The sequence below is a fragment of the Ferruginibacter sp. SUN106 genome, assembly GCF_050611765.1.
In the GTDB taxonomy this organism is placed as follows: Bacteria; Bacteroidota; Bacteroidia; order Chitinophagales; family Chitinophagaceae; genus Ferruginibacter.
Window position 1 is genome coordinate 1,184,969 of sequence record NZ_JBODJC010000001.1, and the last position, 24,668, is coordinate 1,209,636.

At 38.1% G+C, this 24,668-nt stretch carries 20 protein-coding genes, 1 tRNA gene and 1 riboswitch; of the genes, 16 read left to right on the top strand and 5 right to left on the bottom strand.

Annotated elements, in window-relative coordinates; genetic code table 11:
• Positions 1-4: 4 nt before the first annotated feature.
• Positions 5-1,000, bottom strand: coding sequence for an acyl-CoA reductase (locus ACQ334_RS04800; protein WP_430987031.1), 996 nt, complete (start codon positions 998-1,000; stop codon positions 5-7).
• Between the two features lie 68 nt (positions 1,001-1,068).
• On the opposite strand from ACQ334_RS04800, the gene ACQ334_RS04805 reads away from it, so the two are divergent.
• The 5 genes from ACQ334_RS04805 (at position 1,069) to ACQ334_RS04825 (ending at position 4,453) form a co-directional block, all read left to right on the top strand.
• Positions 1,069-1,419: a 4Fe-4S dicluster domain-containing protein gene (locus ACQ334_RS04805; protein ID WP_430987032.1), complete on the top strand. Its 351-nt coding sequence runs from the start codon at positions 1,069-1,071 to the stop codon at positions 1,417-1,419.
• Positions 1,420-1,617: 198 nt separating this feature from the next.
• The gene (locus ACQ334_RS04810; protein WP_430987033.1) at positions 1,618-2,100 is read left to right on the top strand and encodes a YybH family protein; all 483 of its coding nucleotides are present in this window, start codon (positions 1,618-1,620) and stop codon (positions 2,098-2,100) included.
• A 130-nt stretch (positions 2,101-2,230) separates the two neighbouring features.
• Entirely contained in the window at positions 2,231-3,208 is a 978-nt protein-coding gene (locus ACQ334_RS04815) for a D-alanine--D-alanine ligase (RefSeq protein ID WP_430987034.1), read from the top strand.
• Positions 3,209-3,323: 115 nt separating this feature from the next.
• Complete coding sequence (locus tag ACQ334_RS04820; RefSeq protein ID WP_430987035.1) at positions 3,324-4,142, top strand: PASTA domain-containing protein; 819 nt, start codon at positions 3,324-3,326, stop codon at positions 4,140-4,142.
• Positions 4,143-4,144: 2 nt separating this feature from the next.
• Complete coding sequence (locus tag ACQ334_RS04825) at positions 4,145-4,453, top strand: rhodanese-like domain-containing protein (RefSeq protein WP_430987036.1); 309 nt, start codon at positions 4,145-4,147, stop codon at positions 4,451-4,453.
• A gap of 102 nt (positions 4,454-4,555) precedes the next feature.
• Here ACQ334_RS04825 and ACQ334_RS04830 read toward each other — a convergent pair whose 3' ends face one another.
• Positions 4,556-6,715 (bottom strand): TonB-dependent receptor, encoded by a 2,160-nt coding sequence (locus ACQ334_RS04830; protein WP_430987037.1) that lies wholly within the window; start codon positions 6,713-6,715, stop codon positions 4,556-4,558.
• A gap of 54 nt (positions 6,716-6,769) precedes the next feature.
• A riboswitch (TPP riboswitch) is annotated at positions 6,770-6,864 on the bottom strand.
• Between the two features lie 107 nt (positions 6,865-6,971).
• On the opposite strand from ACQ334_RS04830, the gene ACQ334_RS04835 reads away from it, so the two are divergent.
• Both ACQ334_RS04835 and ACQ334_RS04840 read left to right on the top strand, forming a co-directional pair.
• On the top strand, positions 6,972-7,691 hold the full coding sequence (locus ACQ334_RS04835; RefSeq protein WP_430987038.1) for a head GIN domain-containing protein: 720 nt from the start codon (positions 6,972-6,974) through the stop codon (positions 7,689-7,691).
• A 56-nt stretch (positions 7,692-7,747) separates the two neighbouring features.
• The gene (locus ACQ334_RS04840) at positions 7,748-8,467 is read left to right on the top strand and encodes a head GIN domain-containing protein (RefSeq protein ID WP_430987039.1); all 720 of its coding nucleotides are present in this window, start codon (positions 7,748-7,750) and stop codon (positions 8,465-8,467) included.
• A gap of 76 nt (positions 8,468-8,543) precedes the next feature.
• Here ACQ334_RS04840 and ACQ334_RS04845 read toward each other — a convergent pair whose 3' ends face one another.
• Positions 8,544-9,401, bottom strand: coding sequence for an alpha/beta hydrolase (locus tag ACQ334_RS04845; protein WP_430987040.1), 858 nt, complete (start codon positions 9,399-9,401; stop codon positions 8,544-8,546).
• Between the two features lie 63 nt (positions 9,402-9,464).
• Here ACQ334_RS04845 and ACQ334_RS04850 point away from each other — a divergent pair.
• The 8 genes from ACQ334_RS04850 to ACQ334_RS04885 all read left to right on the top strand — a co-directional run bounded on the left by ACQ334_RS04850 (position 9,465) and on the right by ACQ334_RS04885 (position 21,493).
• Positions 9,465-9,536 (top strand) — tRNA-Met (locus tag ACQ334_RS04850).
• A gap of 189 nt (positions 9,537-9,725) precedes the next feature.
• Positions 9,726-10,592 carry a GTPase Era gene (gene era / locus ACQ334_RS04855; protein ID WP_430987041.1) on the top strand — a complete coding sequence of 289 codons (867 nt, stop codon included), beginning with the start codon at positions 9,726-9,728 and terminating at the stop codon, positions 10,590-10,592.
• 138 nt (positions 10,593-10,730) lie between these two features.
• Positions 10,731-12,044 carry a ribosome biogenesis GTPase Der gene (gene der / locus ACQ334_RS04860; protein ID WP_430987042.1) on the top strand — a complete coding sequence of 438 codons (1,314 nt, stop codon included), beginning with the start codon at positions 10,731-10,733 and terminating at the stop codon, positions 12,042-12,044.
• 127 nt (positions 12,045-12,171) lie between these two features.
• Positions 12,172-12,513, top strand: a complete 342-nt coding sequence (locus ACQ334_RS04865) for a hypothetical protein (RefSeq protein ID WP_430987043.1) — start codon at positions 12,172-12,174, stop codon at positions 12,511-12,513.
• Positions 12,514-12,759: 246 nt separating this feature from the next.
• Positions 12,760-13,860, top strand: coding sequence for a T9SS type A sorting domain-containing protein (locus ACQ334_RS04870; RefSeq protein ID WP_430987044.1), 1,101 nt, complete (start codon positions 12,760-12,762; stop codon positions 13,858-13,860).
• Positions 13,861-14,021: 161 nt separating this feature from the next.
• A complete protein-coding gene (locus ACQ334_RS04875; protein ID WP_430987045.1) occupies positions 14,022-16,196 on the top strand; it encodes a hypothetical protein in 2,175 nt (724 codons plus the stop codon).
• 238 nt (positions 16,197-16,434) lie between these two features.
• A complete protein-coding gene (locus ACQ334_RS04880; RefSeq protein WP_430987046.1) occupies positions 16,435-18,834 on the top strand; it encodes a hypothetical protein in 2,400 nt (799 codons plus the stop codon).
• A 244-nt stretch (positions 18,835-19,078) separates the two neighbouring features.
• Positions 19,079-21,493, top strand: coding sequence for a T9SS type A sorting domain-containing protein (locus ACQ334_RS04885; protein ID WP_430987047.1), 2,415 nt, complete (start codon positions 19,079-19,081; stop codon positions 21,491-21,493).
• 45 nt (positions 21,494-21,538) lie between these two features.
• On the opposite strand, the gene ACQ334_RS04890 is transcribed toward ACQ334_RS04885, so the two are convergent.
• Together ACQ334_RS04890 and ACQ334_RS04895 are read right to left on the bottom strand one after the other, a co-directional pair.
• Positions 21,539-22,459, bottom strand: a complete 921-nt coding sequence (locus ACQ334_RS04890) for an SAM-dependent methyltransferase (protein WP_430987048.1) — start codon at positions 22,457-22,459, stop codon at positions 21,539-21,541.
• 220 nt (positions 22,460-22,679) lie between these two features.
• A complete protein-coding gene (locus ACQ334_RS04895; RefSeq protein ID WP_430987049.1) occupies positions 22,680-22,835 on the bottom strand; it encodes a hypothetical protein in 156 nt (51 codons plus the stop codon).
• A gap of 15 nt (positions 22,836-22,850) precedes the next feature.
• Between ACQ334_RS04895 and ACQ334_RS04900 the strand changes: the two genes are divergently transcribed.
• Positions 22,851-24,653, top strand: coding sequence for a tetratricopeptide repeat-containing sensor histidine kinase (locus ACQ334_RS04900; RefSeq protein ID WP_430987050.1), 1,803 nt, complete (start codon positions 22,851-22,853; stop codon positions 24,651-24,653).
• Positions 24,654-24,668 lie beyond the last annotated feature (15 nt).

Here is a 24,668-nt window from a genome sequence, read left to right on the forward strand (position 1 = left end):
CCTCTCATAAAGTTAACAAAAACTGCATGGTATCCACACCATCGGCGTAATCAAATAAACCCGGTTGCTGTGCTTTGCCAAAAGGGATATTACCATGCCCAACAATACACTGCACATCGGTATTGTTTTTTAATACATTTTTTACTTCTTCTGCATCTTTGTAAAAACTGTAATTCAACTGGCTGATAGCTGAAAATATTTGTTCACTCTCAATCATCAATGTGTTTTCGTTCGTCATGTAATAAATGTTATTCAGCAAGGCCATTGATAATTGATAATCGTAATTGTTCTTGTATTTGTGATGGTCTGCAAAGAATTTATATTTATCAAAAGATCTTAACAATGGTACAAAATCGTAAGCTTCAGGCACAAATATTTTGGTCACATTTCTGCAGCCAAGTCCAAAGTATAAATGTATATCATCACTTAATTCAGATAACTCATCTGTGCTTTCAGTGCCATCTAAAATGGCTACAGAAGTACGGTTGCGCCGTATTATGCTGGGATATTTTGCAAAGTACTGTTCAAAATACCGGGCAGAATTATTGCTGCCTGTTGCAATATAACCATCACAGCCTTTAAGCATTTCTGCAAAGGAAATGTTGTGCTTTACATCAACATTCCAGCTGTATAATTTTTCTACAAGGTGTTTTAAAAGCACATCATCTTTGGAAGATAGTTTTATAATTTGATTATGCCCGCTGATGAATACTGCCAGCAGATCATGAAAACCTACCAAAGGAATATTACCAGCCATTACCAGGCCGATGTTTTTACCAATGATATTATCATCCAGGTGGTAATGAGCGGCCCACTTTTCTAACTTTTCCTCGTCTAAAAATTCATTGCAAATATTCTGTACCGATAAGTCAATAAACTCAGGAATAAACCAGCCATTGTATGCATTGGCCCTTGTTTTTACTTCCTGCCATTCCGCATCATTCTCTTCAAGATATTTTTTTAGTTTTTGTAATAATTCAATTCGTTTTTGTAAATTCATAATGTTATTATTGTTAAATTGCAGTGCCAACCAAAAGGTAGGGTTTAAAAACAAAAATACGATAGAAGATGGCTATAAAAATTACAGACGAATGTATTAACTGCGGTGCTTGCGAACCAGAGTGTCCTAACAACGCAATTTATGAAGGTGGAGTAGAATGGGCAATCTCCGATGGTACTACTGTAAAAGGAATGTTTACATTGCTTGACGGTAGCCAGGTAGATGCTGACCAGCGTAATGCTCCGGTAAGTTCAGATACTTACTACATTACTCCCAACAAGTGTACAGAATGCCAGGGATTTCATGAAGAGCCGCAATGCGCTGCTGTTTGTCCGGTGGATTGCTGTGTACCTGATGATATGTATAAAGAAACAGTTGACGAACTGCTGGCTAAAAAAGATAAAATGCACTTAGCGTAATAGGTAAGTAGTGAGACGTGAATGGTGAGTAGATACTCTAAATCAGGAGGCACTGTTGCTCACGGATAATCATTCACAATTGACGATTTTTCAATCCGCCGTGAGGCGGATTTTACGGGCAGGTTATATTTCCTGCTACAATGGCGAGGGTATTTTTTAATACTTTCGCCTTTTTGTATCACAACAATTATTTGCTGCATGAATAAAGCTTTACTTTTTATATTAGTTTGCTGTTCACTTCTGGCCTGTAATCTTTTTACAAACAAAAAAACTATTGCTGGCCCTGATGAAAAGAAACAAATGATGGATGCCGACCGGGCATTTTCTAAACTAAGTGCAGAAAAAGGAATGAAGAATGCCTTTTTAGAATACATCGACAGCAACGGTGTTTTGCTGCGCCCCAATCAATTGCCTATTCTTGGCGCAGATGCGATAGATTTTCTGATACAGGAAAACGATAGTTCCTACACACTGGAATGGGAGCCTAAAAGCGGTATGATTGCACAATCAGGTGAACTGGGCTATACTTACGGATTATATAAATTGCAACCCAAAAACAAAGACACAGCCATTTTCGGAACCTATGTAAGTATCTGGAAAAAACAATCTGACGGTTCGTGGAAGTTTGTACTGGATAGTGGTAATGAAGGTGTTGGAGACAATCCGGGAGATTCTCAGTAGTAACGGATAGCAGGTTATATAATTCTACTTTCTACATTTTTTATAAAGAAACCATAATATTAAGGCTGCTACTAGTAAATCATAAATAGTAAACTATATTTGTTTCTGTAAACAACCCCTTACAAACAGAATGATAAAAAAGATTGCACTCATTACCGGCGGCTATTCAGGCGAAGCTGTGATCTCTTATAAAAGTGCCACTACCATCGAAAAAAATATTGATACTGAAAAATGGGAATGTTATAAAATTGATATTAACCCAAAGGGATGGTTTTATATGGCCGCAGAAGGTCCGCAGGTGGAAGTAGATAAAAATGATTTTTCCATAACACTTAATGGCACAAAAATAAAATTTGATGCTGTATTGGTTGGCCTGCATGGCACACCGGGTGAAGATGGTAAACTGCAGGGGTATTTCGATTGCCTCAATATCCCTTATACTTCGTGCGATGCCGCAACATCAGCATTAACTTTTAATAAAAGATATACGGTGGCAGTAGCTTCCTTTGCAGGCATGCATGTGGCAAAATCTTTGCACTTGTTTAAAAATATTCCGGTATCCCCTGCAGAAATTTTAAACCAGCTGCAACTGCCTTTATTTGTAAAACCTAATAATGGAGGCAGTAGTTTAGGCATCAGCAAAGTAAAAGAAGCAGGTGAATTGCAGCAGGCTTTGGATAAGGCTTTTAATGAAGACGACCAGGTACTGGTAGAAGAATTTATCAGTGGCAGGGAATTCACTATTGGTGTATTTAAAAGCAAAGGAAAAATAATCGCTTTGCCGATAACAGAAATTATTTCGAAGAATGAATTTTTTGATTTCCAGGCAAAATACGAAGGTGCAAGTGAAGAAATTACTCCTGCAAAAGTTGATGAAACCATTGCAGAAAAAGTAAGGAGCGAAGCCAGAAAAGCTTATGCCGTGTTTAATTGTAATGGTATTGTGCGGATGGATTTTATTTACCAGGAAAAAGACGGCTTTCCTTATTTACTGGAAATTAATACCGTGCCGGGCCAGAGCGAAGCCAGCCTGGTGCCGCAACAGGTAGCGGCAATGGGAATGAGCTTAAAAGAATTTTATTCGCTATTAATTGAAGAATGTTTTTAGTGCTGATACTTCGGAATTATTATTCCGGATCGTAAGATTAAAATAAAAAACGAGTGTTTCGAAATGATAATTTCAAAATACTAAATCCAAAATCATAAATCTAAAATCAACACCTGTGTTTAATTTTATTACAAAGCGTCCGCTGTGGGTAAATATTGTTGCCGCCGCAATACTTACATTTTTGCTGGTATTTTTATTTTTAAAAATGCTGGGTTGGATCACCAAACATGATGCCTATTTGCAGGTGCCCGATCTGTTGGGGAAAAAGACAGAAGAGGCGATTAAGATTTTAGAAAAGCAGGGCTTTGAAGTGCAGATACAGGATTCTGTTTTTACTGATACAGCAGCACGTGGTGTGGTGCTTAAACAATTGCCCGACGCTAATGCAAAAGTAAAAATTAACCGTACCGTTTTTTTAACTGTAAACCGTGTTACACCACCAATGGTGGACATGCCTAAGCTGGAAGACCAGAGCCTGAGTTTTGCATTGGATATTCTACGACGTAATCATCTGCTATTGGGCGATACTATCTTTAAAACCGACTATCGCTTAAATACTGTAATAGAACAACAATACAATGGGGTGCGTATTCCTGAAAAAGCGAAAGTGCAATGGGGTAGTAAGATCACTCTTGTTATTGGAAGCGGACTGGGCAATGAGAAAATTATGGTACCTTCTCTAATCGGGATGACCTATAATGAGGCTAAAGCCTTTTTGGAACAACAGGGAATAATCCTTGCTTCTGTTATTCCTTATCATGATGCGGTGATAAGGGATACCGCTGCTGCATTTGTGGTACAGCAAAATCCTGAAAGTTTAGATCAAGAAAAAAAGCCACGATTTATGCAATCCGGACAATTAATGGATCTCTGGATTTCTCCGGTAATGATAAACCTTACAGACTCTTTAGATGTTAAAAAAGAAAATAAATAATTATGACAACAATAACTGCTGACGAAGTAAAATTCCGTCTTGAATCGGGTGAAAAATTAAACCTGGTTGATGTAAGAGAACCGCATGAAAATGCGGAGTTTAATATTGGAGGTACGCTTTTGCCATTGGGCAAAGTGCAAACTATGCAAATCGATGATATCGATAATCTTAAAAATGAAGAAGTGATCGTATACTGCCGCAGCGGCAACCGCAGCGGGCAGGCAGCACTGATGCTGGAAACATTTGGATTTACCGATGTAAAAAATCTTGCCGGTGGTATGTTAGCCTGGAAGGAAAGATTTGGCGGATAATGTCGTGAGGCGTGAAGCGTTAGTCGTGAGTAACAGTAAAATATTTAAACCGTTATGCTGCTTCTCACGATTGACGCCTCACGACTGACGACCACCCACGTTCTACAATTTTATATTCACCCCCACCATACAATTAAATGGTGCCATAGGGAAATAATAATTTTCAGTTGTTAAAGCACCGCCGTAAATATAACTGAAGCTATATCCGTTAGGTTCATACTTTTTACTGAAAATATTATTGAGTTGTACAATCAGGCTGGTGGCTTTAAATAATTTTCCTTCCAGCAAATAACTCAGTCTTACATCTTGTGTGTAGTATGGATTTAAACTCCGGGATTTTAAAGCGGTGTTATCCAGGTATTGCCTGCTCACATATTTGCTGATTAAATTGATTGCCCCATTTTTTATTGGAGTAATATTGATGCTTCCACCTGCAACAGCATTGGGCGAAAATGCAATATCGGTAGTGGCATAAAAATTACTTACCTGCCCGCCATTATCATAGTCATCTAAATATTCAGTAAAGTTTTTTATTTTGTTTTTGCTTAAAGCAAGATTAGCATCAACACTCAGGTATTTTGTAAAAATATATTTACCCTGTAATTCCACGCCAGCCCTGTAACTGTTAGGTATATTGATTCTGGTGTAAGCTCCTACATCATTTATTTTTCCGGTAAGTATTAATTGGTTTTTATACTTCATGTAATAAAAGTTTACACCAAAAGAATACTTGTTGGTCTTTTTTTCAATACCAGCTTCAAAGTCATTTAATAATTCCGGTTTAGGTTGTTGGGCAGTGCCTGCTTCAAAATCGTCACGGTTAGGTTCGTGTTGTGCCAATGCATAAGAAGCGTACACCTGCCAGCTTTGTTTGTTATAAGTAACACCTAATTTTGGATTGAGGAAGTTGTAATTGTTTTTGATCAGCAAACCGGGATTATCCCTGAAGCCATCAATATGGTAATTGATATTGCGGAACTGCAAATCAACGTAAGTTTGAAAATTGGGGCTCAATTGTTCTGTCCATTTGCTGTAAACTGAAAGATCTTTTTTGTGGGCAATATTATCATACCACCTGTAATTTGCTGGCACTGCCGCCTGTGTTTTTGCCCAGATGATCTCTCCAAAATGTTTTCCGTCATAGCCATTCCATCCTCCACCAATTGTAAAATCGGTGGTAGCTTTATGATACTGTAAAGAAAAAATGCTGCCGTAAAGATTATTATCTAACCAAAGTCTTCTTACAAGGTCAGTTTTTTTAATGGTGTTAGTGCCGTCAAAATAATTGGGCAAGCCGTAATCTGTTAATTTGCCATCTGCTTTGTACTGTTCATAATAACCTCTTCCTTTGGTAAGAAATACAGCAATATTACCCTTCCAGTAATCATTTATTTTTTGGTTGTAAAAAAGCTGGTAATGTGTCTGTGTATAATTATCGGTTTCGTTATCATAAGGTTCACCGGGTTTTTGTGTTCCCACATCATTGTAAGTCCTGTTAGTGGCAAGCAAATATTCAGGCACGCCATCCCATGCCTGGTAAGTTTTTTCTTTACCGCTGAAAATATTTAAGCGCAAAGAATTTTTATCAGTAACATAAGCAGTACTTACATAAAAAGATTGCAAACTTGATTTTGCCCTGTCAATATAACCATCACTGCTGATCTTACTCAATCTTCCATCAATAGTAAAATGGTTACCTAAAATACCGCTACCAAATTGCAGCGTATTTTTCCAGGTGTTATAGCTGCCAAAACTATTATTAAACTCCGTATAAGCTTTTTTATTGATCTCATTGGTAGATAAATTAATGCTGGCACCAAATGCGCCGGCACCATTGGATGATGTGCCCACACCTCTTTGTATCTGAACACTATTTATCGAAGAAGAAAAATCCGGCAGGTCTACAAAATAACTGCCCTGGCTTTCGGCGTCGTTATACGGAATGCCGTTTAAGGTAACGTTGATCCTGCTGGCATCTGTACCACGTATGCGTATGCCGGTGTAGCCAACGCCTGCACCTGCATCGGAATTTACCACTGCAGAGGGTGTTTGGTTAAGCAAAATGGGAAAATCCTGCCCCAGGTTGTTTTGGGCAATGTCTTTTTTGTACAGATTGGTTTTTGCAAAGGGAGCTCTTTCCCCTGCTCTTACTGCATTTACCTCCACGGGCTGCAGGTAAACGGTATCATTAAATTTCTTTTGGGTTTGTGCAACAGCCACAACGCTGCTTAAGCACAACAATGCACTGATAAACAATTTCATTTCAATAAAATTTATGCTGAAATCCGAAGCAAAGAGACTATTGCTGTTTTCACCAGAATGGTGGTCATTTCTTCCTACGCAGGCATTATCCTGATCAGGTTAGCGGGTATTATCTCAGCTCCATTTAAGGAACACCCCGGAAATTCAGTCGGTTAAATAAGAACTTTGAAAAACGAAGGTAGTCTCTTTTACCAATTTTTTTACATTTTGTGTAACAATTTGTTGACGTACTTCGTATCACTAAAAAAGTATAGCCATGAAAAAATTATTTTTATCACTGATCACCTTTATTGCTGTTGCAGCTTTTGCACAGGAAAAAACGGTTATTGCAGATGCCAATGCACAAAAAAGAACCCTTAACGCCAGTTTTACAGGAATCAGCGTTTCAGACGGGGTAGACCTTTATCTTACACAGGATAATGAAGAATCCGTAGCAGTAAGTGCTGCTGAAGAAAAGTATATGGAGCGTTTTAAAACTGTGGTGGAAGATGGTATCCTGAAAATTTACTTTGATAATAAAGGCATTAACTGGGCCGTAAACGACAAACGCAAATTGAAAGCCTATGTGTCTTTTAAAACGCTTGAAAAATTACATGCGTCAGGTGGTGCAGATGTGAAGATACAGGGTAGCCTGGATGTAACCAACCTGGAGGTGAAATTTACCAGCGGTTCTTCTTTTAGCGGCAAACTGAAAGCAAGTGAACTAACCGTTGAACAAAATAGTGGTTCAAGCATTAATATCTCTGGTAGTGCAGAAAAAATAAAAGTAGATGTGAGCAGCGGAGCTATTTTTAAAAGTTACGATTTATCTGTTAATTACTGCGATGCTAAAGCCAGCAGTGGCGGAGGGGTAAGAATTACTATTAATAAAGAACTGAGTGCAAAAGCTAATAGTGGTGGTGGCGTAAAATATAAGGGTGATGCTGTGATAAAAGATATCAATGTGAATAGTGGCGGATCAGTAAAAAAAGCGTAATTGGTTTAGGAGTTTAGGGTTTAGAAGTTTAGGTTGAATAATTAAAATTTCTCTATATGAAAAAGATAGTGTTGAGTTTGTTGGTTTCGTTTTCTTTTTTTGCAGCCAATGCGCAAAAGGAAATTGTAAATGATCCTAATGCAGAAATAAGAACAATCAGCGGCAGCTTTAACAGCATTAAAATTTCCGGCGGTATCGATTTGTTTTTAACACAATCAGATGAGGAAGCCGTTGTAATCAGTGCATCTGAAGATAAATTTAAGGAAGGTATTAAAACTGTAGTGGAAGATAAGGTGCTTAAGATCTATTATTTCGGCGATAAAAGCTGGAATAGCATGAAAAATAAAAATCTGAGGGTGTATGTTTCTTTTAAAAATTTAGAAAAGATCAATGCTTCTTCGGCATGTGATGTACAGGTAGCCGGCGTAATTACAGTACCCTCCTTAACAATAAGTTTAAGTGGTGCATGTGATTTTAAAGGTGCGGTTAAAATAACGGATTTAAAAATGGATTTAAGCGGCGCATCTGATGTAACAATAAAAGGAATTGCCTCAATGGTGCGTATAGAATCAAGTGGCGCCAGTGATGTAAAAGGCTACGATTTAATAACAGATGTTTGCACTGCAAAAGCATCCGGTGCATCTGATGTAAACATTACTGTAAATAAAGAATTAAGTGCCAATGCAAGTGGCGCTAGTGATATATCTTACAAAGGAGAAGCAAAGGTTGTAGAAAGCCATGCCAGTGGTGCCAGCAGTGTTTCTAAAAAAGGTTAATTAGTTATCTTGTTTATTAGTTTATTGGTTAATCAGGAAGTTAAACTACTGATTAACCAATAAACCAGTTAACTGATTAACGAGGAAAAGCCCAAATTAAAAACTGCGGCAGGTGATTGCTCCATGAAGCATAATCATGCATTCCGTTCGGATCTTCTGTATACATTATATCTTCCGGCAAACATACATTTTTACTTTTGATGAGGGCCACCAGGTCTTTAGTATCGTCTACCACATCAATAATACCATCCTTATCCCTGTCACCAGCCTCTTCTTTTGCACCAGCATAAAACCAGTATTGTAAATGCGGCTTTTTTCTTGAAGAGTGGATCTTATTAAGCATGATCCTGTCTTTTTCATCGCTGTAATCCGCAGCCTTGTCATCTTTATCCCGCCACCAGAAGGAGCCGGAAAAAATCCCCACTTTATCAATCTTGTCCGCATGGTCCCAGGCTACATCAAAAGCAGATAATCCTCCTAAAGAAGTACCTGCTAAAACAACAGATTTAAATTTTCTTACGCCCGCTTTCTTTTTTGCAAATGCATAGAGTTCGTCATCAATAAAAGCAGCATATTTATCAGCTTTATCTCCCCGGCCCATAAAATCAGGGTTTTCACTAACTCCGTATTCTTTCATTCTGTCGCCGGCGGCAATGCCCACCACAATAAGGGGTTGAATGAGTTTTTCCCTGTATAAACTATCTACAATTTCCTTTACCCTGAATTGTCCCAGGTCTTGCCCGTCATTTAAAAGCAACAGGTTCAATTCGTTTTTATCATCAGGTATTGGAGTGGAAATAATGGTTAATTTAACCTGCCTTTGTAAATGACGGCTGTAAACTTCATCTTCCTGCACTTTAATTTTCTTTTTGCAAGCGGTGGCAGAAATCAATAGCAGCAAGGCAAAAGCCCTGAAAAAATAGTTTTTTAGCATGCTCAAATGTACAAATGATAGTTTATTATTTGGCTGCGTAGTTGTAAAACCTTAATTTTGCACCGCGAAGTAGAGCAGCGGTAGCTCGTCGGGCTCATAACCCGAAGGTCACTGGTTCGATCCCAGTCTTCGCAACTAAATTGAAGATAAAAGAAAGGGCTGATATCCGCCACGGCGGACAGGGTTCGATCCCAGTCTTCGCAACTAATGGGGCTCCCTTAAAGAGTCCTTTTTTATTCACAACATATTTTGTTTTGAATATGACTACCTTCTTCTCTCATACAGGTTCATGTGGTATTCATATTCTTTCAATTACCACATTCAATGAAATCAGGTTTTGTAAACATATTTGGCAAGCCTAATGCAGGCAAAAGCACCCTTCTAAATGCTTTAATGGGAGAGAAGATGGCCATTGTATCACACAAGGTACAAACCACAAGGCATCGTATTAAAGCTATCCTTACAGAAAAAGAGTACCAGATCATTTTTTCAGATACACCGGGTATTATCGAACCCAAATATAAACTGCACGAAAAAATGATGCAGGCTGTAAAAGGTAGTTTAGAAGATGCAGACGTAGCCTTGCTCATTGCTGATGTGAATGAAGCACCCGAAGAAAGCGATGCCATTTTTGCTGCACTAAAATTAAAAGTGCCTGCTATTGTGGTATTGAATAAAGCAGATAAAGCAACTGAAGAACAACAGCATACGATCACTGATTTTTACAGAAAACAGCCATATTGTAAAGATGTGGTGATATTATCTGCCCTGAAAAAAAGCGGCATTGACTTTTTGCTGAAAAAAATAATTAAGCTACTGCCCGAAGGACAACCTTTTTATGAAGGTGATGACCTTAGTGATATGCCTACTAAGTTTTTTGTAAGTGAATTAGTAAGAGAGAAAATATTTCAATTGTACGGCGAAGAAATTCCTTATCACACTACTGTCTTAATACAGGAGTTTACAGAAAAAACAACGCTGATAAAAATAAGGGCCGAAATAATTGTACAACGGGAAACACAAAAAGGTATTATTTTAGGAGAAGGGGGCAAGATGATAAAACAATTAGGTAGTAATGCCAGAAAAGATATTGAAGCATTTTTAGGCAGTAAAGTATTTTTAGAATTGTTTGTAAAAGTGCGGCCTAAATGGAGGGATAATGAAATGCAGTTGAAGGAATACGGTTATTAAAAGCCCCTCCGCCCCTAAAGGGGAACTTGGAGCAGGCAAATTAAAAATAGAATTACATTTTTCAGGCAGTTCAAATTGAATACTGGTTGAAAAAATTTATAAACATTAAAACTAAGTTCCCCTTTAGGGGACAGGGGTATGAGTTTTACAGTAGCAATAACAGGAAGGCCCAATGTAGGCAAGAGTACATTTTTTAACCGTATGCTGGAAGAGCGTAAGGCCATTGTGGATGATGTAAGCGGTGTTACACGTGACAGGCAGTATGGTATTGCCGAATGGGCCGGTAAAACATTCAACGTAATTGATACCGGCGGTTTTGTTGCCGGCAGCGATGATGTTTTTGAAAAGGAAATACGCAAACAGGTAATGATTGCGGTGGAAGAAGCCAGTGCAGTTATTTTTATGGTAGATGTTTCCACTGGTATTACAGACCTTGACGAAAGCATGAGCAGGATATTACGCAAAAGCAGCAAACCTGTTTTTTTGGTTGTAAATAAGGTGGACAACCACGACAGGCTTTTAGAAGCCAGTGAATTTTACAGTCTTGGTTTTGAAAACATATTTTTTGTTTCTTCTATCAGCGGTAGCGGTACAGGAGAAATCCTGGATGCTATTACCGCATTGATGAAACCCGATGATGAAGCATCAGCAGGAGATGCAGGCCTGCCTAAATTTGCCATTATTGGCCAGCCTAACGTAGGTAAATCTTCTTTATTAAATGCTTTAATTGGAACAGAAAGAACCATTGTAAGTGATATTGCAGGTACCACAAGAGATACCATTCATACCCATTATAATTTATACAATAAAGAATTTGTTTTAATAGATACTGCTGGTATCCGTAAAAAAGCAAAAGTGCATGAAGACCTGGAATTTTATTCTGTGATACGTGCTATAAAAGCATTGGACGAAGCAGATGTTTGTATGCTGATGCTGGATGCAGGTAAAGGTATTACAGCACAGGATCTTGCCATATTTGCCATGGCCGCTAAAAAAGGTAAAGGCATTGTGGTGCTGGTAAACAAGTGGGATTTAATAGAGGAGAAAAAGACCAATACCGCCAAAGATTACGAAGCCACATTAAAAAAGAAATTTGCTCCTTTTTCTGATGTGCCCATCATATTTATTTCGGTAAATGAAAAGCAAAGGATATTTAAAAGTATTGAAGCTGCACTGGAAGTGTACGAGAACAGGCAGCGCAGGATACCCACTTCTCAATTGAATGAAATACTATTAAAGGCCGTGGAAGCTTATCATCCTCCGGTGGTAAGGGGTAACCTGATCAAAATAAAGTACATTACCCAATTACCGACCCATACGCCAACTTTTGCATTTTTCTGTAACTACCCGGATGATGTGAAAACGCCGTATAAAAATTACCTTGAAAACCAGATCAGGGAAAAATTTAAATTCAGCGGAGTACCCATACGCTTGTTTTTCAGGAAAAAATAAGGCCTCAGCATATCCGGATGCGTAAATTTACGGTCTGAAAGTGTAATTGCCGTTTATCTATTCAAAGGTTTGCATATTTAAAAAAAACTATTAGTTTTGCGCCACATCAAAAACTAAAAAAAATACAATGAAAAAATTATTTGCAATTCTTGCTGTTGCTTCAGTAATGACAGCTTGTAACAACGGAGACGACAAAGCTGCCGAAACTCCAAAAGATTCTACTTCAATGGCTGCTGATGCTCAAAAAGCTGCTGATAGCGTAACTGCTGCAGCAAAAAAAATGGGTGATTCTGCTGCAAGTAAAATGTCTGCAATCGGAGATTCTGCTGCAAGCAAAATGAAAACAATCGGAGATTCTGCTGCAAGCAAAATGAAAGCTGTTGGCGAAGGTGTAAAAGAAGCTGCAAAAGACGTTAAAGCTGCTGGTGGTAAAATGGTTGATAAAGCTAAAGAAGCTGTAAAACACTAAGATATTTCGTATACCTGTTAGGGATATACTCAGAAATCATCAAAAAAAATCCTGCATACTGTGCAGGATTTTTTTTTGATAATAACTTATAAGTTCATTATCTTTATTCTATACATAATCTGTATTTAATTAAACCCTTACCTGATAAGCCAGGACTTTATCCTCTTAAATTTTGTTTTTTATTGTAGCAATTGTCAACACATTGACTCTTGTTGTATACCTATTTTAAACATAAAAAATTAAGAGATGAAACAAAAGTACTTCTTTTTAGTCCTGCTGTTTTTTACATGCAGCAGTGTAATGGCTCAATCCATATTTGATAATCCAATAACGGGTAGCGATCCCGGAACTATTAATCCTTACATTACAGGACAGAACGTAAATTCCAATATCACTGTTTCTGGAATAGGACATGGAACCGGCGCTATTGGTCAAACTGGTAACGACAGGTATAATTTACGAAGCTGGAATACTAATGCCATAGACCTAACAGCGTATTTTGAATTTACATTAACTCCTAATTCTGGTAAAAATATTAATTTTATAAGTTTTGTTTACACCGGCCAGGCTTCAAATAACCAGATTAACGGATTTGCATTCCGGTCAAGCATAGACGGTTTTACAGCTGATATAGGTACAGTAACAGAGGCAGGCGCTACAGTGGATCTTTCTGCCTCCACATACCAAAATATTAGTTCAGCTATTACCTTTCGTTTCTATGCCTGGGGAGCTTCCAGTGCAAATAGTACATACAGTATCAACGACTTTACATTTAATGGTATTACCGGTGTGTTGCCTATAACGGTAGAATATTTTAATGGTACACGAAACAATGGATTGAATGTGCTGGACTGGAAAGTTAATTGTACCAGCGCTGCAAAAGTTTTATTAAGTATTGAACGTAGTGCAGACGGTAATAATTTTACAAGTATCAATAACATTAATGCCGATGCTGTACGTTGTTTGCAACCCTTTGATTTTACTGATAATAACCCATTGCCCGGCTATAATTATTACCGGTTAAAAATGGCTGATGCCGAAAGAAAAATTACTTATAGCAACAAAGTGGTATTGCTTAACAAAGAATCCGGCTTTGAAATTACAGGGCTATTCCCTTCAGTGGTAAACAGTAACACCTCACTAAATATAACTGCGGCGCAAAATATACAACTGGGTATTGTTGTAACTGATTTAACGGGCAGGGTAGTGCAGAAAAATAATTATAACCTGGTTGCAGGTTATAACAAAGTAGCAATGAATTTGTCGGGTCTTGCGCCGGGCAGTTACCAGGTAACTGGTTATACTGATAACGAAAAAGCAAAAACAATCCGTTTTATAAAACAATAAAAATTCGTGATAAATAGTAAGGCCTGCCATGCAGGCCTTACTATTTATTTTTACCGGTCTTGTTTATTCCTGCATTTACTTAAATAAGCGTTATCCCATAAAAAACATATTGTAAAGTTGTTCAGGCAATCATTTATTTAAATCAATAACCACTGGTTGTTATGCAAAAAAAATACCTGTATGTAATTGTATTGTTATTACAATGGCATAAAAAAAAACTATATGCCGTTATAGTTTTTCTTCTGTTCCTGTGCTGTACTAAATGTTTTGGCCAGGTAACCTATACATGGAATAAAACCGGGGTGGCCGACTGGACAATTGACGTTAACTGGACACCGGCAAGAACCACGCCTGCAGCGAATGATATCCTGCTGTTTAATAATGGCAGTGTAAATACTGCAACGAATGTACCACTACAAAGTGTTGGCCAGTTATCAGTTAGTAATAATACCACAATTAATTTACAGGCCGCTACCGCAAATAATGTGCTAACCATTGAGGGCATTACGGGAGGCGATGATCTTATTGTTACAGCAGGCTCGTCATTCAATATTAATGGAACAAATCCTGCTACGGTGTTTTTAGCCACGGGTGCCACCGCAAGTATTGGTGGGAGTATTAATTTTTCTGTTGCCGCACATCGCCTGGATGCAGCTGATGCAAACAGTATTGTATTTAACAGCCCGGCTGTATTTACACAAGATGCCGGTTGCAGCGGAAATGTATTTACTGCTGCAGGTACTGCAAATGCTATTGTGTTTAATACCGGTACAACATTTATTCAAAAAGCAGGTGCCAATCCGTTTGCATTAACACAACCTGCATCTAAAGTGGTTTTTAATACGGGGAGTTTATTTAAAGTACAGCAAATTCTTTTTCTTTCTTTTTCCGGCCGCACATACGCTAACCTGGAAATTGATTTTCCTGCTTTTAATCAATCAGTAACAGGTGTAAATCCGTTAAACATTAACAACCTGCTAATAACCCAGGGAACATTAAGTTTAAATTTAACCGGTGGAATTAATATTAAAGGGAATACTTCAGTTAGCGCAGGACAGGTTTTAAATTTCAATCCTGCAAGTGCAGGAACGGTATCGTTTAATGGGGCAATTTTGCAAACAATTTCCAATTCGGGAACAATAACTTTTAACAGCAATGAAGCCATTAATTTTAGTAATGCAGCCGGAGTAAAAATCAACAGTAATATTTCATTCAATAGTATTGTAAATTTTATTTCCGGAATTGTGACTGTAACAGATCCTGCAGTGCTGACATTAAGCGCTACGGCTTCAGTAGCCGGAGTATCTAATAATAGTTTTGTTGACGGGCTTGTAAAAAAAGTTGGTAATACTGCATTTATATTTCCTGTTGGTAAAACAGGAATTGGTTATGTGCCATTAAGTATTTCTGCACCTGGCTCAATTACGGATGAATATACAGCAGCTTATAAAAGAGAAAGTGCACAAGCGCTCAGCAATAATTATGCAGCAGGATTAGATCATGTAAGCGGTGTTGATTACTGGCTGTTAAACCGGGGCAGCGGAACCACAGCCATTGATGTTACACTTTACTGGACCAGCCAGAGTAGTGCTAATGGTTCTGCATTATACATTAACGACCTGAGTAAACTGGTGATGGCGCATTACAATGGCAGCAACCAATGGAATACTTATGGCGGTACTTTTAATGCGGGTAGTGGCTTTGCGGCAGGATCGATAACATGGGCAGGCGTAAATACATTTAGTCCATTTTCTTTAGCCAGCACCGATGCCTCTAATCCATTGCCTGTTAAACTGGATTATTTTAATGGGTATACACAAGACCGTAAAAATTATTTTAACTGGAAAGTGACAAGCACCATAAATGCCAATACCAAAATAGAGGTACAACGAAGTAAAGAAGGAAGAAATTTTTCAACGGCCTTTTCTATTACGGCAGATGCATTAAGATGTTTGCAGGCATTTGATTATGTTGATGCAAATCCTTTAAGTGGCACTGATTATTATCGCTTAAAAATAATTGATGCTAATGGTACGGTAATATATAGTTCAATAATTGTACTACAGAATAACAGTTATGATTTTAATATTTCTGGCTTGATGCCATCTATTGTAAGGGATAATGCAATACTGAATATAACTGCAGATAAAAAAACAAAAATAAACATGGTAATAACAGATGTCGCCGGAAGAAGGGTACTGCAATTGACAAGCGATCTGGCTGCTGGTAATAACCATTTGCCATTAAATCTGGTACAGCTCAGCCCTGGCAATTATCAATTAACAGGTTATGCAATGGGGGTGCCAATAAAAACAATTCGCTTTGTAAAGCAATAGTTTTATAAGTGATATTTTACAAGCCTTTCAATTTCCGGAAGGCTTTTTTTATTTACCCAATGCGTTTTTCTTATGGAAAATATTGTTGCTTTTGTAAAAATGAATATGCTGTTTTTTTGCTTTTAGTGTATCTTGCTTTTGTCGATCTATTACCCTTTTGATTCTTTCTCTGTAATAATGCCTCCTCTTTTACCAGCACGTTTCTTTAATTCAGTAACTACTAATATGATTTTCAGCGATGAAAAAAACTTTACTTCTACCTGTTTTTATTTTTTTATTGAATTTTATTTTTGCCCAAAATACAAAAACATGGGTTGGTGCTAATAATGGTATGTGGGGAGATGTAAATAATTGGGCACCCGTTGGTATTCCCGGTAATACTGATACCGTGATATTTAATTCCTTAAATGTTTGTGAACTTGATGTAAGTCCCGTTATTGCTTCATTCAGGGCAAACGGTGTTGGCGGCAGCTTAATTTCTTCATCAGCAACAAGATCGATAACGATCAATAATCACGGCGCATTAACACCGGTATTTAATGTTGCCGCCGGCGCTACTTTATCAATTGGAAATGGAGGAGCTTTTAATATTTTCTTTTCAACTTATGATTTGAGCGGTAGTGGTGTAAATAATGCGCAGGTAGCCGGTACTTTGATTTTTGGATTTGCTTCTGGTTGGGTAATCAATAATGTTGGCGCTACATTACATACCGATACTGACATTACAGGAACAATCAGTGTTCTGGCTTCTCATACCAGTACCTTATTTTACAATAGTACAAGTGCAACAGTACATTTTTTAAGTAGCTCCGGTCTTTTATGGGATAGAGATGGTGGTACCATTCCGGCTGCAGATTACCAGGATGGTTCTGTAATTAATGTTACCGGTGTTACCAATACAATGGTAGCATTCAGCACAAGCACCAATTACAATGGATTAATCATCTGGAATGCAGCCGCACAGGCTGCATCGCTCACAGGTGCAGCTGCACAATTATTGCCCACCGGCACATACCCGATGGATAGCATCCGGGTGGTAAATACTGGTTTGGGTACTTTGCGTTTAACAACAGATCCTGCCGGTTTTAACCTTGGGCATATTGAAGTAAGAGGCGGTACGTTAGAAATAAGTGCCCCTGGTTTAATTCCTTCCACTAAAACAGGTACCATTGCCACCGATCTTGTAATTAGTGGCGGCAATGTATTTTTAAATGCCACTTTTTCCGGCGATGTAGCAGGTGCTGCAGGTTCTATGCAATTAACAGTAAACAGGGATATTATTATTAGCGGCGGCACTTTAAATTTAACTAACCGGCCCATGCCGGCCACTTTTGGAGCCGGGCAGATAAATGTGACCGGGCATGTTTTACAAACCGGTGGCACCATCACTGCCACTTCTCTTTTGGGAGCTCAGAATTATATCAATATGAACGGAGGAGCGGTGCAGAATTTAGAAATGGACAATGTTACAGGGCAGGTAAATCTGGTTATAGCAAATAATGTTTCAGGAGTTAATTTGCTGAATATGCTGGTGCTGCCACGGGCATTAAATCTTACAGCAGGATTTTTGTCTCTCAATAATTTTGATGTATCTGTACCATCTCCGTTTTTAAGCACCATTAGTAACGGAAGAATTGTAACCAATGGCACAGGCTCGGCAATAATAAGGTTGATGCCTGCAAACAGCAGTACGCTGTTTCCTGTAGCGGTCAGCAGTACAAGGTATAATCCTGTTACCATCGTTTCCCAGCCCGCAGCTGTAACCAATGATTATAGTGTGAGAGTAGAACCAGGTAATAACCCTGCAGGTATTTATAATCCAACAAGGACGATTGACAGAACCTGGTATGTTAGCTCCGCAACAAATATCAGTGCTGGCCTGGTCGGCCTGAGTTTTCAATATGCAACCGCTGATGCCAATGCTTCCTGCCTGCCTGCGGCTAATATGGAACTGGGCCATTTTATTCCAGGATCGCCAGGTGCATGGAATCTTGATCCCTCCGGCAATCTCACGCCTACGGCTACCGGCCCTTATGTAGCGGGGCCATTTGCACCGGGATCATTGGGCTCGTCATTTGTTGTGGGTAATGTAGGTTCGATACTTGCTGTTGAAAAATTAATTAACCTCATTGTTGAAAAACAAAATAATAAAGCATATTTAAGCTGGACCATCGATAATATTTTTGATGTGAGGGATGTAGCAATTGAACGGTCCGCAGACGGCAGAAATTTTATACCACTGGTATCTGTTGGCACTACAGTACATTCATTTGACGATGATAAATTATTATACGGATTGAATTATTATCGTATTAAAATCACCAATCTTAATGGCAACATCTCTTACAGTATGATTGTCGTGTTGCTAAATAAAGAAAAAGGGTTTGATATTATCGGACTTTTACCATCATTAGTAGCGAACAATGCAATCCTGAATGTAACTGCTGCACAAAAAACAAAGATGAATGTAGTAGTTACTGACATAACAGGAAGGCAACTGCAAAAAAATACGTACCAGTTAATTACAGGCAGCAACCAGTTAAATATTAATTTCTCCGGCCTTGGTACAGGCACTTATCAGGTTACTGGTTATACAGCAGAGGGTATGTCTAAAACAATACGTTTTGTAAAGCAATAATATTTTTAGGTATGATAAAAAAGTTCTACTGCAAACGCAGGACTTTTTTTATTTACAAATCATTAGCTGCTGTGGAAAACATTGTTGCTTAAAGCGATCCTTAACTGGCAGCGTTTTTAAGTTTTATCGTATCTTGCCCATAATAATTTCCGGCACTAACCTGATCCTCTTCCCTTTAAAAACACAGCCTCTTGCGGCCTTCGTAATTTATTTAATCCTGTATTAGTTAATATAATTTGTAGTTATGAAAAAAAGTTTACTGTTTTTAGGGTTTACTTTATTGGTGAACGTATTGTTTGCGCAAAATAATACATGGACAGCGGCAACTCCTTCGAATTGGAATAATGCAGGTAATTGGTCCCTTGGGAGAGTGCCTTTGGCAACCGATACGGTAATATTTAATTCTGCAAATTCCTGTGATCTTGATGTAAGTCCTACAATCGCTTCCTTAAGAACATTGGGAATAGGTGGTAATATAATTACTTCTTCAGGTGCTAAGTCAATGACGATTAATAATAATGGAGCCGCATCGCCTGTTTTGAGTGTTGCTGCTGGTTCCTTCCTGTCTTTGGGTAATGGCGGCGGTGTTTTTTTTACTACTTACGGTGCTGGAGGTACTAATAACGCCCAGGTTGCCGGAACATTAAGCTTAGGTGCTTTCTCAACATGGGAGATAAATAACGGTGCATTATCAAACCTTACTAACGTGGATATCTCAGGTACCGTTAATGTTGTTTTTAATCATGGGGGAGCTGTATTTAACAATAGTACCATTGCCACTACAAGGTTTTTGAGTGGTTCTAGCTTAAATTGGACAACCGGAAATGCAGGGACTATTCCAGCTGCTGATTATCAAAATGGTTCTACAATAAATGTTACTGGTGTAATAAGTACGATGCCTGTTTTAAGTAACGCTGCAAACTATAATGGTTTATTAATTTGGAATAACACTGGACAAACAATATCGGGATCTTCTGCTGTGTTGCTTCCAACGGCATCTTATAGCATGGATAGTATTCGTGTAATGTCTACCGGTACAGGAAGCTTAAGGATTGCAACTGAACCAGCTGGTTATACTCTGGGAAACGTGGAGGTGCAGGGAGGTACATTAGAATTATCTGCACCCACCATAGGCTTGTGTTTTGGGACGATTACCAATGAACTGAAAATTTCTGCAGGCACGGTGTATGGTAATGCTACTTATACAGGAGATATTGGTAATGCATTTCCTACTACAATTTTATTAAATGGGAAATTAACTATGACCGGAGGTACTTTTAATATGACCAACAGACCGATTACTACAAGTGGAGCGTTTCAAATACTTATTAACGGAGATGTATCGCAAACCGGGGGAACTGTTACAGCAACAACATCTTTTGGTGCACAAAACCAATTCGTTATTAACGGATCATCTGCTCAAAATTTAACAATGAGCACATTTTCTGGACCTATATCATTTGTTATAAATAATACATCTTCCGCGGGTGTTACTTTATTGAGTTCATTTACTATTCCTGCAACACCTGCAGCATTAATATTTGCATCAGGCGTGCTTAGAACCACTATTTCTAATTTGCTTATTCTTAGTTCGGGATCACAAATATTCGGAGCATCTAATGCAAGTTTTGTAGATGGCCCTGTTCGGAAATTTGGTAATACTGCTTTTGTTTTTCCTGTTGGGAAATCTAATGGTACATTTACTGCCTATGTACCAGTTGAAATATCTGCAACTGCTGGCACTGCAACTGATAACTTCACAGCAGAATATAAACGTAGCTCTGCACAAGTAGCATATCCCGTAACCAACGCAGGTATAAATCATGTGAGCCAAGTTGACTATTGGGTACTAGACAGGGCAGGTTCGGTAGCACCGGTGAATGTTAGTTTGTATTGGACAGCAACAAGCAGCAATGGCGGGTCGCCAAACTACATCAATAATTTATCAGAGCTTATAATAGCTTATTCTAATGGTGCAAATTGGGTTAGTTTTAGTGGCTTAGGACAAACGACCGGTACAACAACTGCGGGAACAATAACCTGGACAAGTTTAACAAATACATTTGGTCCCTTTTCTTTAGCGAGCACAACAATAAACAATCCTCTTCCCATCAACCTCAATTACCTGAACGGTACCAAACAAGGCAGTGCTAATTATTTAAACTGGAAAGTTACCTGTACCAATAATCCTACGGCAACAATGGTTTTAGAACGCAGTGCCAACAACAGCAACTATACTTCAATTACTACTATTACTGCAGATGCATTGCGTTGTCAGCAACCATTTGATTATACCGATAATCAGCCTTTAGCAGGTATAAATTATTATCGTTTAAAAATGATTGACGCAAATGGTAAGATCACTTACAGCACTGTCATTGCTTTACTGAATAAGGAAAGTGGGTTTGATATTGTAGGCTTATTACCAACAGTAGTAAACAATAATGCGATACTGAATGTAACGGCTGCACAAAAAACCAAAATGGATGTGGTGATAACAGATATAGCCGGAAGACAGGTACAAAAGATCGCTTACAATTTAATTGCCGGCAGCAACCAGTTTACTTTAAATCTTGGTGGTTTAAGTGCAGGTACATACCAGATCAATGGTTACACTGCAGATGGTGTTTCCAGAACAATACGTTTTGTAAAACAATAATTACATGAAAATATTTTACAGTCCTGCTGCAACAGCAGGACTTTTTTATTTATTTCCACTGATGATATAATACCCGAAATGCCTATGGTACAAGCCCAGTATCATGCCAAGCAATGGCCCGTAAACATTATTCCATCTTTCTTTTTTCATTTTCAAGCTTTTATTTTTCCAGAGTTCTGTAATAAAAAATTTAACGCAGGTATAAGGCACGTAGGCAACAGAAGGCGCAATGCGCAGGCTGATCTCTTCTACCTTGATATTTTGTAATCCATATTTTTCAAGTGTTGCAGTAAATTCATTGATATTGCCAAAGCAGGGTAGTGCCCAGCAGGCAATTATTTTTTTATAGATTTTTTCGAAGAGCCAGGGTAATTTTTTATCATGTTTTAAAAAGCCATCAGCAATACAAAACTGCCCGCCTGTCTTTAATATCTTTGCCAGGTCTTTAATCACCAATTGTTTGTTGCTGCCATTTGCATGACAGGCACTTTCTAATGCATAAGCCCTGTCGAAACTTTCATTGGCAAAATGGCTGCCTTCAAAATTATCTTTTACTAAAGTTACTTTTTTATCGAGGCCCTCTTTATGAATAAGTTCCCTGCCTTTGTTTAATTGAAAATCAACAATGGTAACACCGGTAATTGTTGCGCAGGGATATTGCTTAGCGGCATACCTGGCTACCGTACCTACACCGCAGCCTAAATCAACAATGGCAGTTGCTTTGTTGGCAGGAATCTGCAATCGCTCCAGTACCTCATCGTTCATCCGGTACAGCATTTTTTCCAGTGAAAATATATCACTGAATTTTTTGCAATAGCCAAAATGCATGTTAAAGTCTTTGCTCCAGGCTTCATAATCGGGGCCGGCAATATTGTAATAGTTTTTAATGGTGCTGTAATAAAGTGCAGTGGTTGTGGTATGATGCAAATCAACATCAGTAGGTTGTATAATGGTATCGGTTTCCATCTTGCTGTTTTAATACTGTAAAGGTAATTAAATATTCTGTATTTTCAAATAATATTGAAAATACAGAATACCGCAGCAATAAAATACCTTGGTTTGGGTATAGGAATAAGCCAGGTTAGTTTTATTATTACATTATAGAACAGCGGAGGAGTGTATTGCCGGGTGTGTAAAATTTGCGCAGGCAAAGGCTGTAGCATAAGCTTTGCCTGCGCTGAAATTTTTAAAGAGAAGGATTGCCATCCAGTGCTTTTACCAGGGCAAGTGCCATTTCAATAATTGTGTCCATAAATATGATTTTTATAAATATAATTAAAAAGATGTCAATTACGCCGGAGATGGTATAACATTTTTTTGAAATCAAACCAGTACTATTCATAATAAAACTCTGTAAATGAAAAAAATCTGTTGCTTTATTATTACTGCCATCGTTTTTCTGCAGCAGCCCTTTGCACAAACAAAGGATAGTATTGATATTTATGCCGAAACCGTTTCAGATACAATGGGCATAAACCAGCTGATCAATTATTGTTTTAAGCATAAAAATGAACAGCCGGAAAAATGTGCCCGGTTTTCTCAGCTGGCACTTGACCAATCTAAAAAAATAAATTTTAAAGCTGGCGAAGCAAGAAGCCTGAACAATCTTGGTGCCATGGAATCTGTGAAGGGAAGTTATTCCGGATCGCTGCAATATTATTTTGATGCATTGAAAATATGGGAAGCGTTAGATAACAAAAGGGGAGTAATGTTCACCAAAAATAATATTGGGGAAGTGTACGGCAATTTAAGAAAATCAGATCTTCAATTTCAATACCTGAATGAGGCGCTGGCAATTGCTACAGAAAATAATTTTAAAGACGGGGAGGCTTTGGTAAAACAAAATATCAGTATTTATTATTCTTCCAAAGGTGATTTTAAAAAAGCATTTACCAGCCAGGTTGAAGCTGTGGCATTACTTGAAGAGGAAAATAAAATGAATGATGCCGCATTAGGATACAGTAATGCCGGTGCTTATAAATTTTTATCGGGCAATATTGACAGTGCATTGATCTATTATTTTAAGGCAAAAGATATTGGAGAAAAATTAAAAGATGTACGGGTGCTTAGTATGAGTTATGCAAATATTGCTGAAGCTTACGAGAATCAGAACAAGATTACTGAAGCAATCGAAACTTATAATAAATGCATTGAATTATCCAAACCGGAAAAACTTAAGGAACAATTACTGTTTTGCTATGGGCAATTGGCAGGCATCTATCAAAAAAAAGGCAGCTATCCTGAAGCTATACAGTTTTTAAAATTACAGGGTGCGGTAAAAGATTCCATTTTAAATATTACATCTGCCAAGCAGATCAATGAACTGCAGGAAAAATATGAAACGGAAAAAAAAGAACATACTATTCAGCAACAACAATTTGAAATTACTAAAAAGAATTACTGGATTGCCGGAGGTATAGGTTTATTGTTGCTAACGGTATTGCTGGGTTTTTCTTTTTATCGCAGTAGTAAATTAAAGCAAGCCAAAAAATTGCAGGCAGAAATAATGCACCAGCAGGACCTGGCTACCAAGGCCATCATACAGGCAGAAGAGAATGAACGCAAAAGAATTGCCAGCGACCTGCACGACGGCATTGGCCAAACCATGAGTGCTGCAAAAATGAATTTATCCAGCATTGAAAGCCGGCTTGATTTTAATAGTGCAGAAGATAAAATTGCTTTTGAGAAAATTGTAAACCTTGTGGATGAAAGCTGTAAAGAAGTGAGAAATGTAAGCCATAATATGATGCCGAATGCGCTATTAAAAAGCGGGCTCAGCAGCGCTGTAAAAGAATTTATTGATAAGATTGACAGCAGGGTATTAAAAGTAAACCTGTATAGTGAAGGATTGAATGAGCGCCTGGATAGTAATGTAGAAACCGTTTTGTACCGTGTGATACAGGAATGTGTAAACAATGTAATTAAACATAGTGGCGCCAACGAACTGGATATTTCTTTAATTAAAGATGCAGATGGTATTGCTGCAACTATTGAAGATAATGGCAAAGGCTTTGCAGATGCAGCCAATTCAAAATCGGAAGGGATTGGTTTAAAAAATATCAGAACAAGAATTGAATACCTTAAAGGAACGGTTGATTTTGACTCGGCACCGGGTAAAGGCACATTGGTAGCTATTCACGTTCCTTTACATAAGGGATAATGTATTGGGTATCTC

Bases quoted from the DNA above. Each gene is read 5' to 3' on its own strand.
- ACQ334_RS04875 (WP_430987045.1), top strand. From the start codon at position 14,022: ATGCAAAAAAAATACCTGTATGTAATTGTATTGTTATTACAATGGCAT.
- der (WP_430987042.1), top strand. From the start codon at position 10,731: ATGAGTTTTACAGTAGCAATAACAGGAAGGCCCAATGTAGGCAAGAGT.
- ACQ334_RS04810 (WP_430987033.1), top strand. From the start codon at position 1,618: ATGAATAAAGCTTTACTTTTTATATTAGTTTGCTGTTCACTTCTGGCC.
- ACQ334_RS04825 (WP_430987036.1), top strand. From the start codon at position 4,145: ATGACAACAATAACTGCTGACGAAGTAAAATTCCGTCTTGAATCGGGT.
- ACQ334_RS04830 (WP_430987037.1), bottom strand. From the start codon at position 6,715: ATGAAATTGTTTATCAGTGCATTGTTGTGCTTAAGCAGCGTTGTGGCT.
- ACQ334_RS04800 (WP_430987031.1), bottom strand. From the start codon at position 1,000: ATGAATTTACAAAAACGAATTGAATTATTACAAAAACTAAAAAAATAT.
- ACQ334_RS04890 (WP_430987048.1), bottom strand. From the start codon at position 22,459: ATGGAAACCGATACCATTATACAACCTACTGATGTTGATTTGCATCAT.
- ACQ334_RS04895 (WP_430987049.1), bottom strand. From the start codon at position 22,835: ATGAATAGTACTGGTTTGATTTCAAAAAAATGTTATACCATCTCCGGC.
- ACQ334_RS04870 (WP_430987044.1), top strand. From the start codon at position 12,760: ATGAAACAAAAGTACTTCTTTTTAGTCCTGCTGTTTTTTACATGCAGC.
- ACQ334_RS04835 (WP_430987038.1), top strand. From the start codon at position 6,972: ATGAAAAAATTATTTTTATCACTGATCACCTTTATTGCTGTTGCAGCT.
- ACQ334_RS04865 (WP_430987043.1), top strand. From the start codon at position 12,172: ATGAAAAAATTATTTGCAATTCTTGCTGTTGCTTCAGTAATGACAGCT.
- ACQ334_RS04845 (WP_430987040.1), bottom strand. From the start codon at position 9,401: ATGCTAAAAAACTATTTTTTCAGGGCTTTTGCCTTGCTGCTATTGATT.
- era (WP_430987041.1), top strand. From the start codon at position 9,726: ATGAAATCAGGTTTTGTAAACATATTTGGCAAGCCTAATGCAGGCAAA.
- ACQ334_RS04900 (WP_430987050.1), top strand. From the start codon at position 22,851: ATGAAAAAAATCTGTTGCTTTATTATTACTGCCATCGTTTTTCTGCAG.
- ACQ334_RS04880 (WP_430987046.1), top strand. From the start codon at position 16,435: ATGAAAAAAACTTTACTTCTACCTGTTTTTATTTTTTTATTGAATTTT.
- ACQ334_RS04805 (WP_430987032.1), top strand. From the start codon at position 1,069: ATGGCTATAAAAATTACAGACGAATGTATTAACTGCGGTGCTTGCGAA.
- ACQ334_RS04815 (WP_430987034.1), top strand. From the start codon at position 2,231: ATGATAAAAAAGATTGCACTCATTACCGGCGGCTATTCAGGCGAAGCT.
- ACQ334_RS04840 (WP_430987039.1), top strand. From the start codon at position 7,748: ATGAAAAAGATAGTGTTGAGTTTGTTGGTTTCGTTTTCTTTTTTTGCA.
- ACQ334_RS04885 (WP_430987047.1), top strand. From the start codon at position 19,079: ATGAAAAAAAGTTTACTGTTTTTAGGGTTTACTTTATTGGTGAACGTA.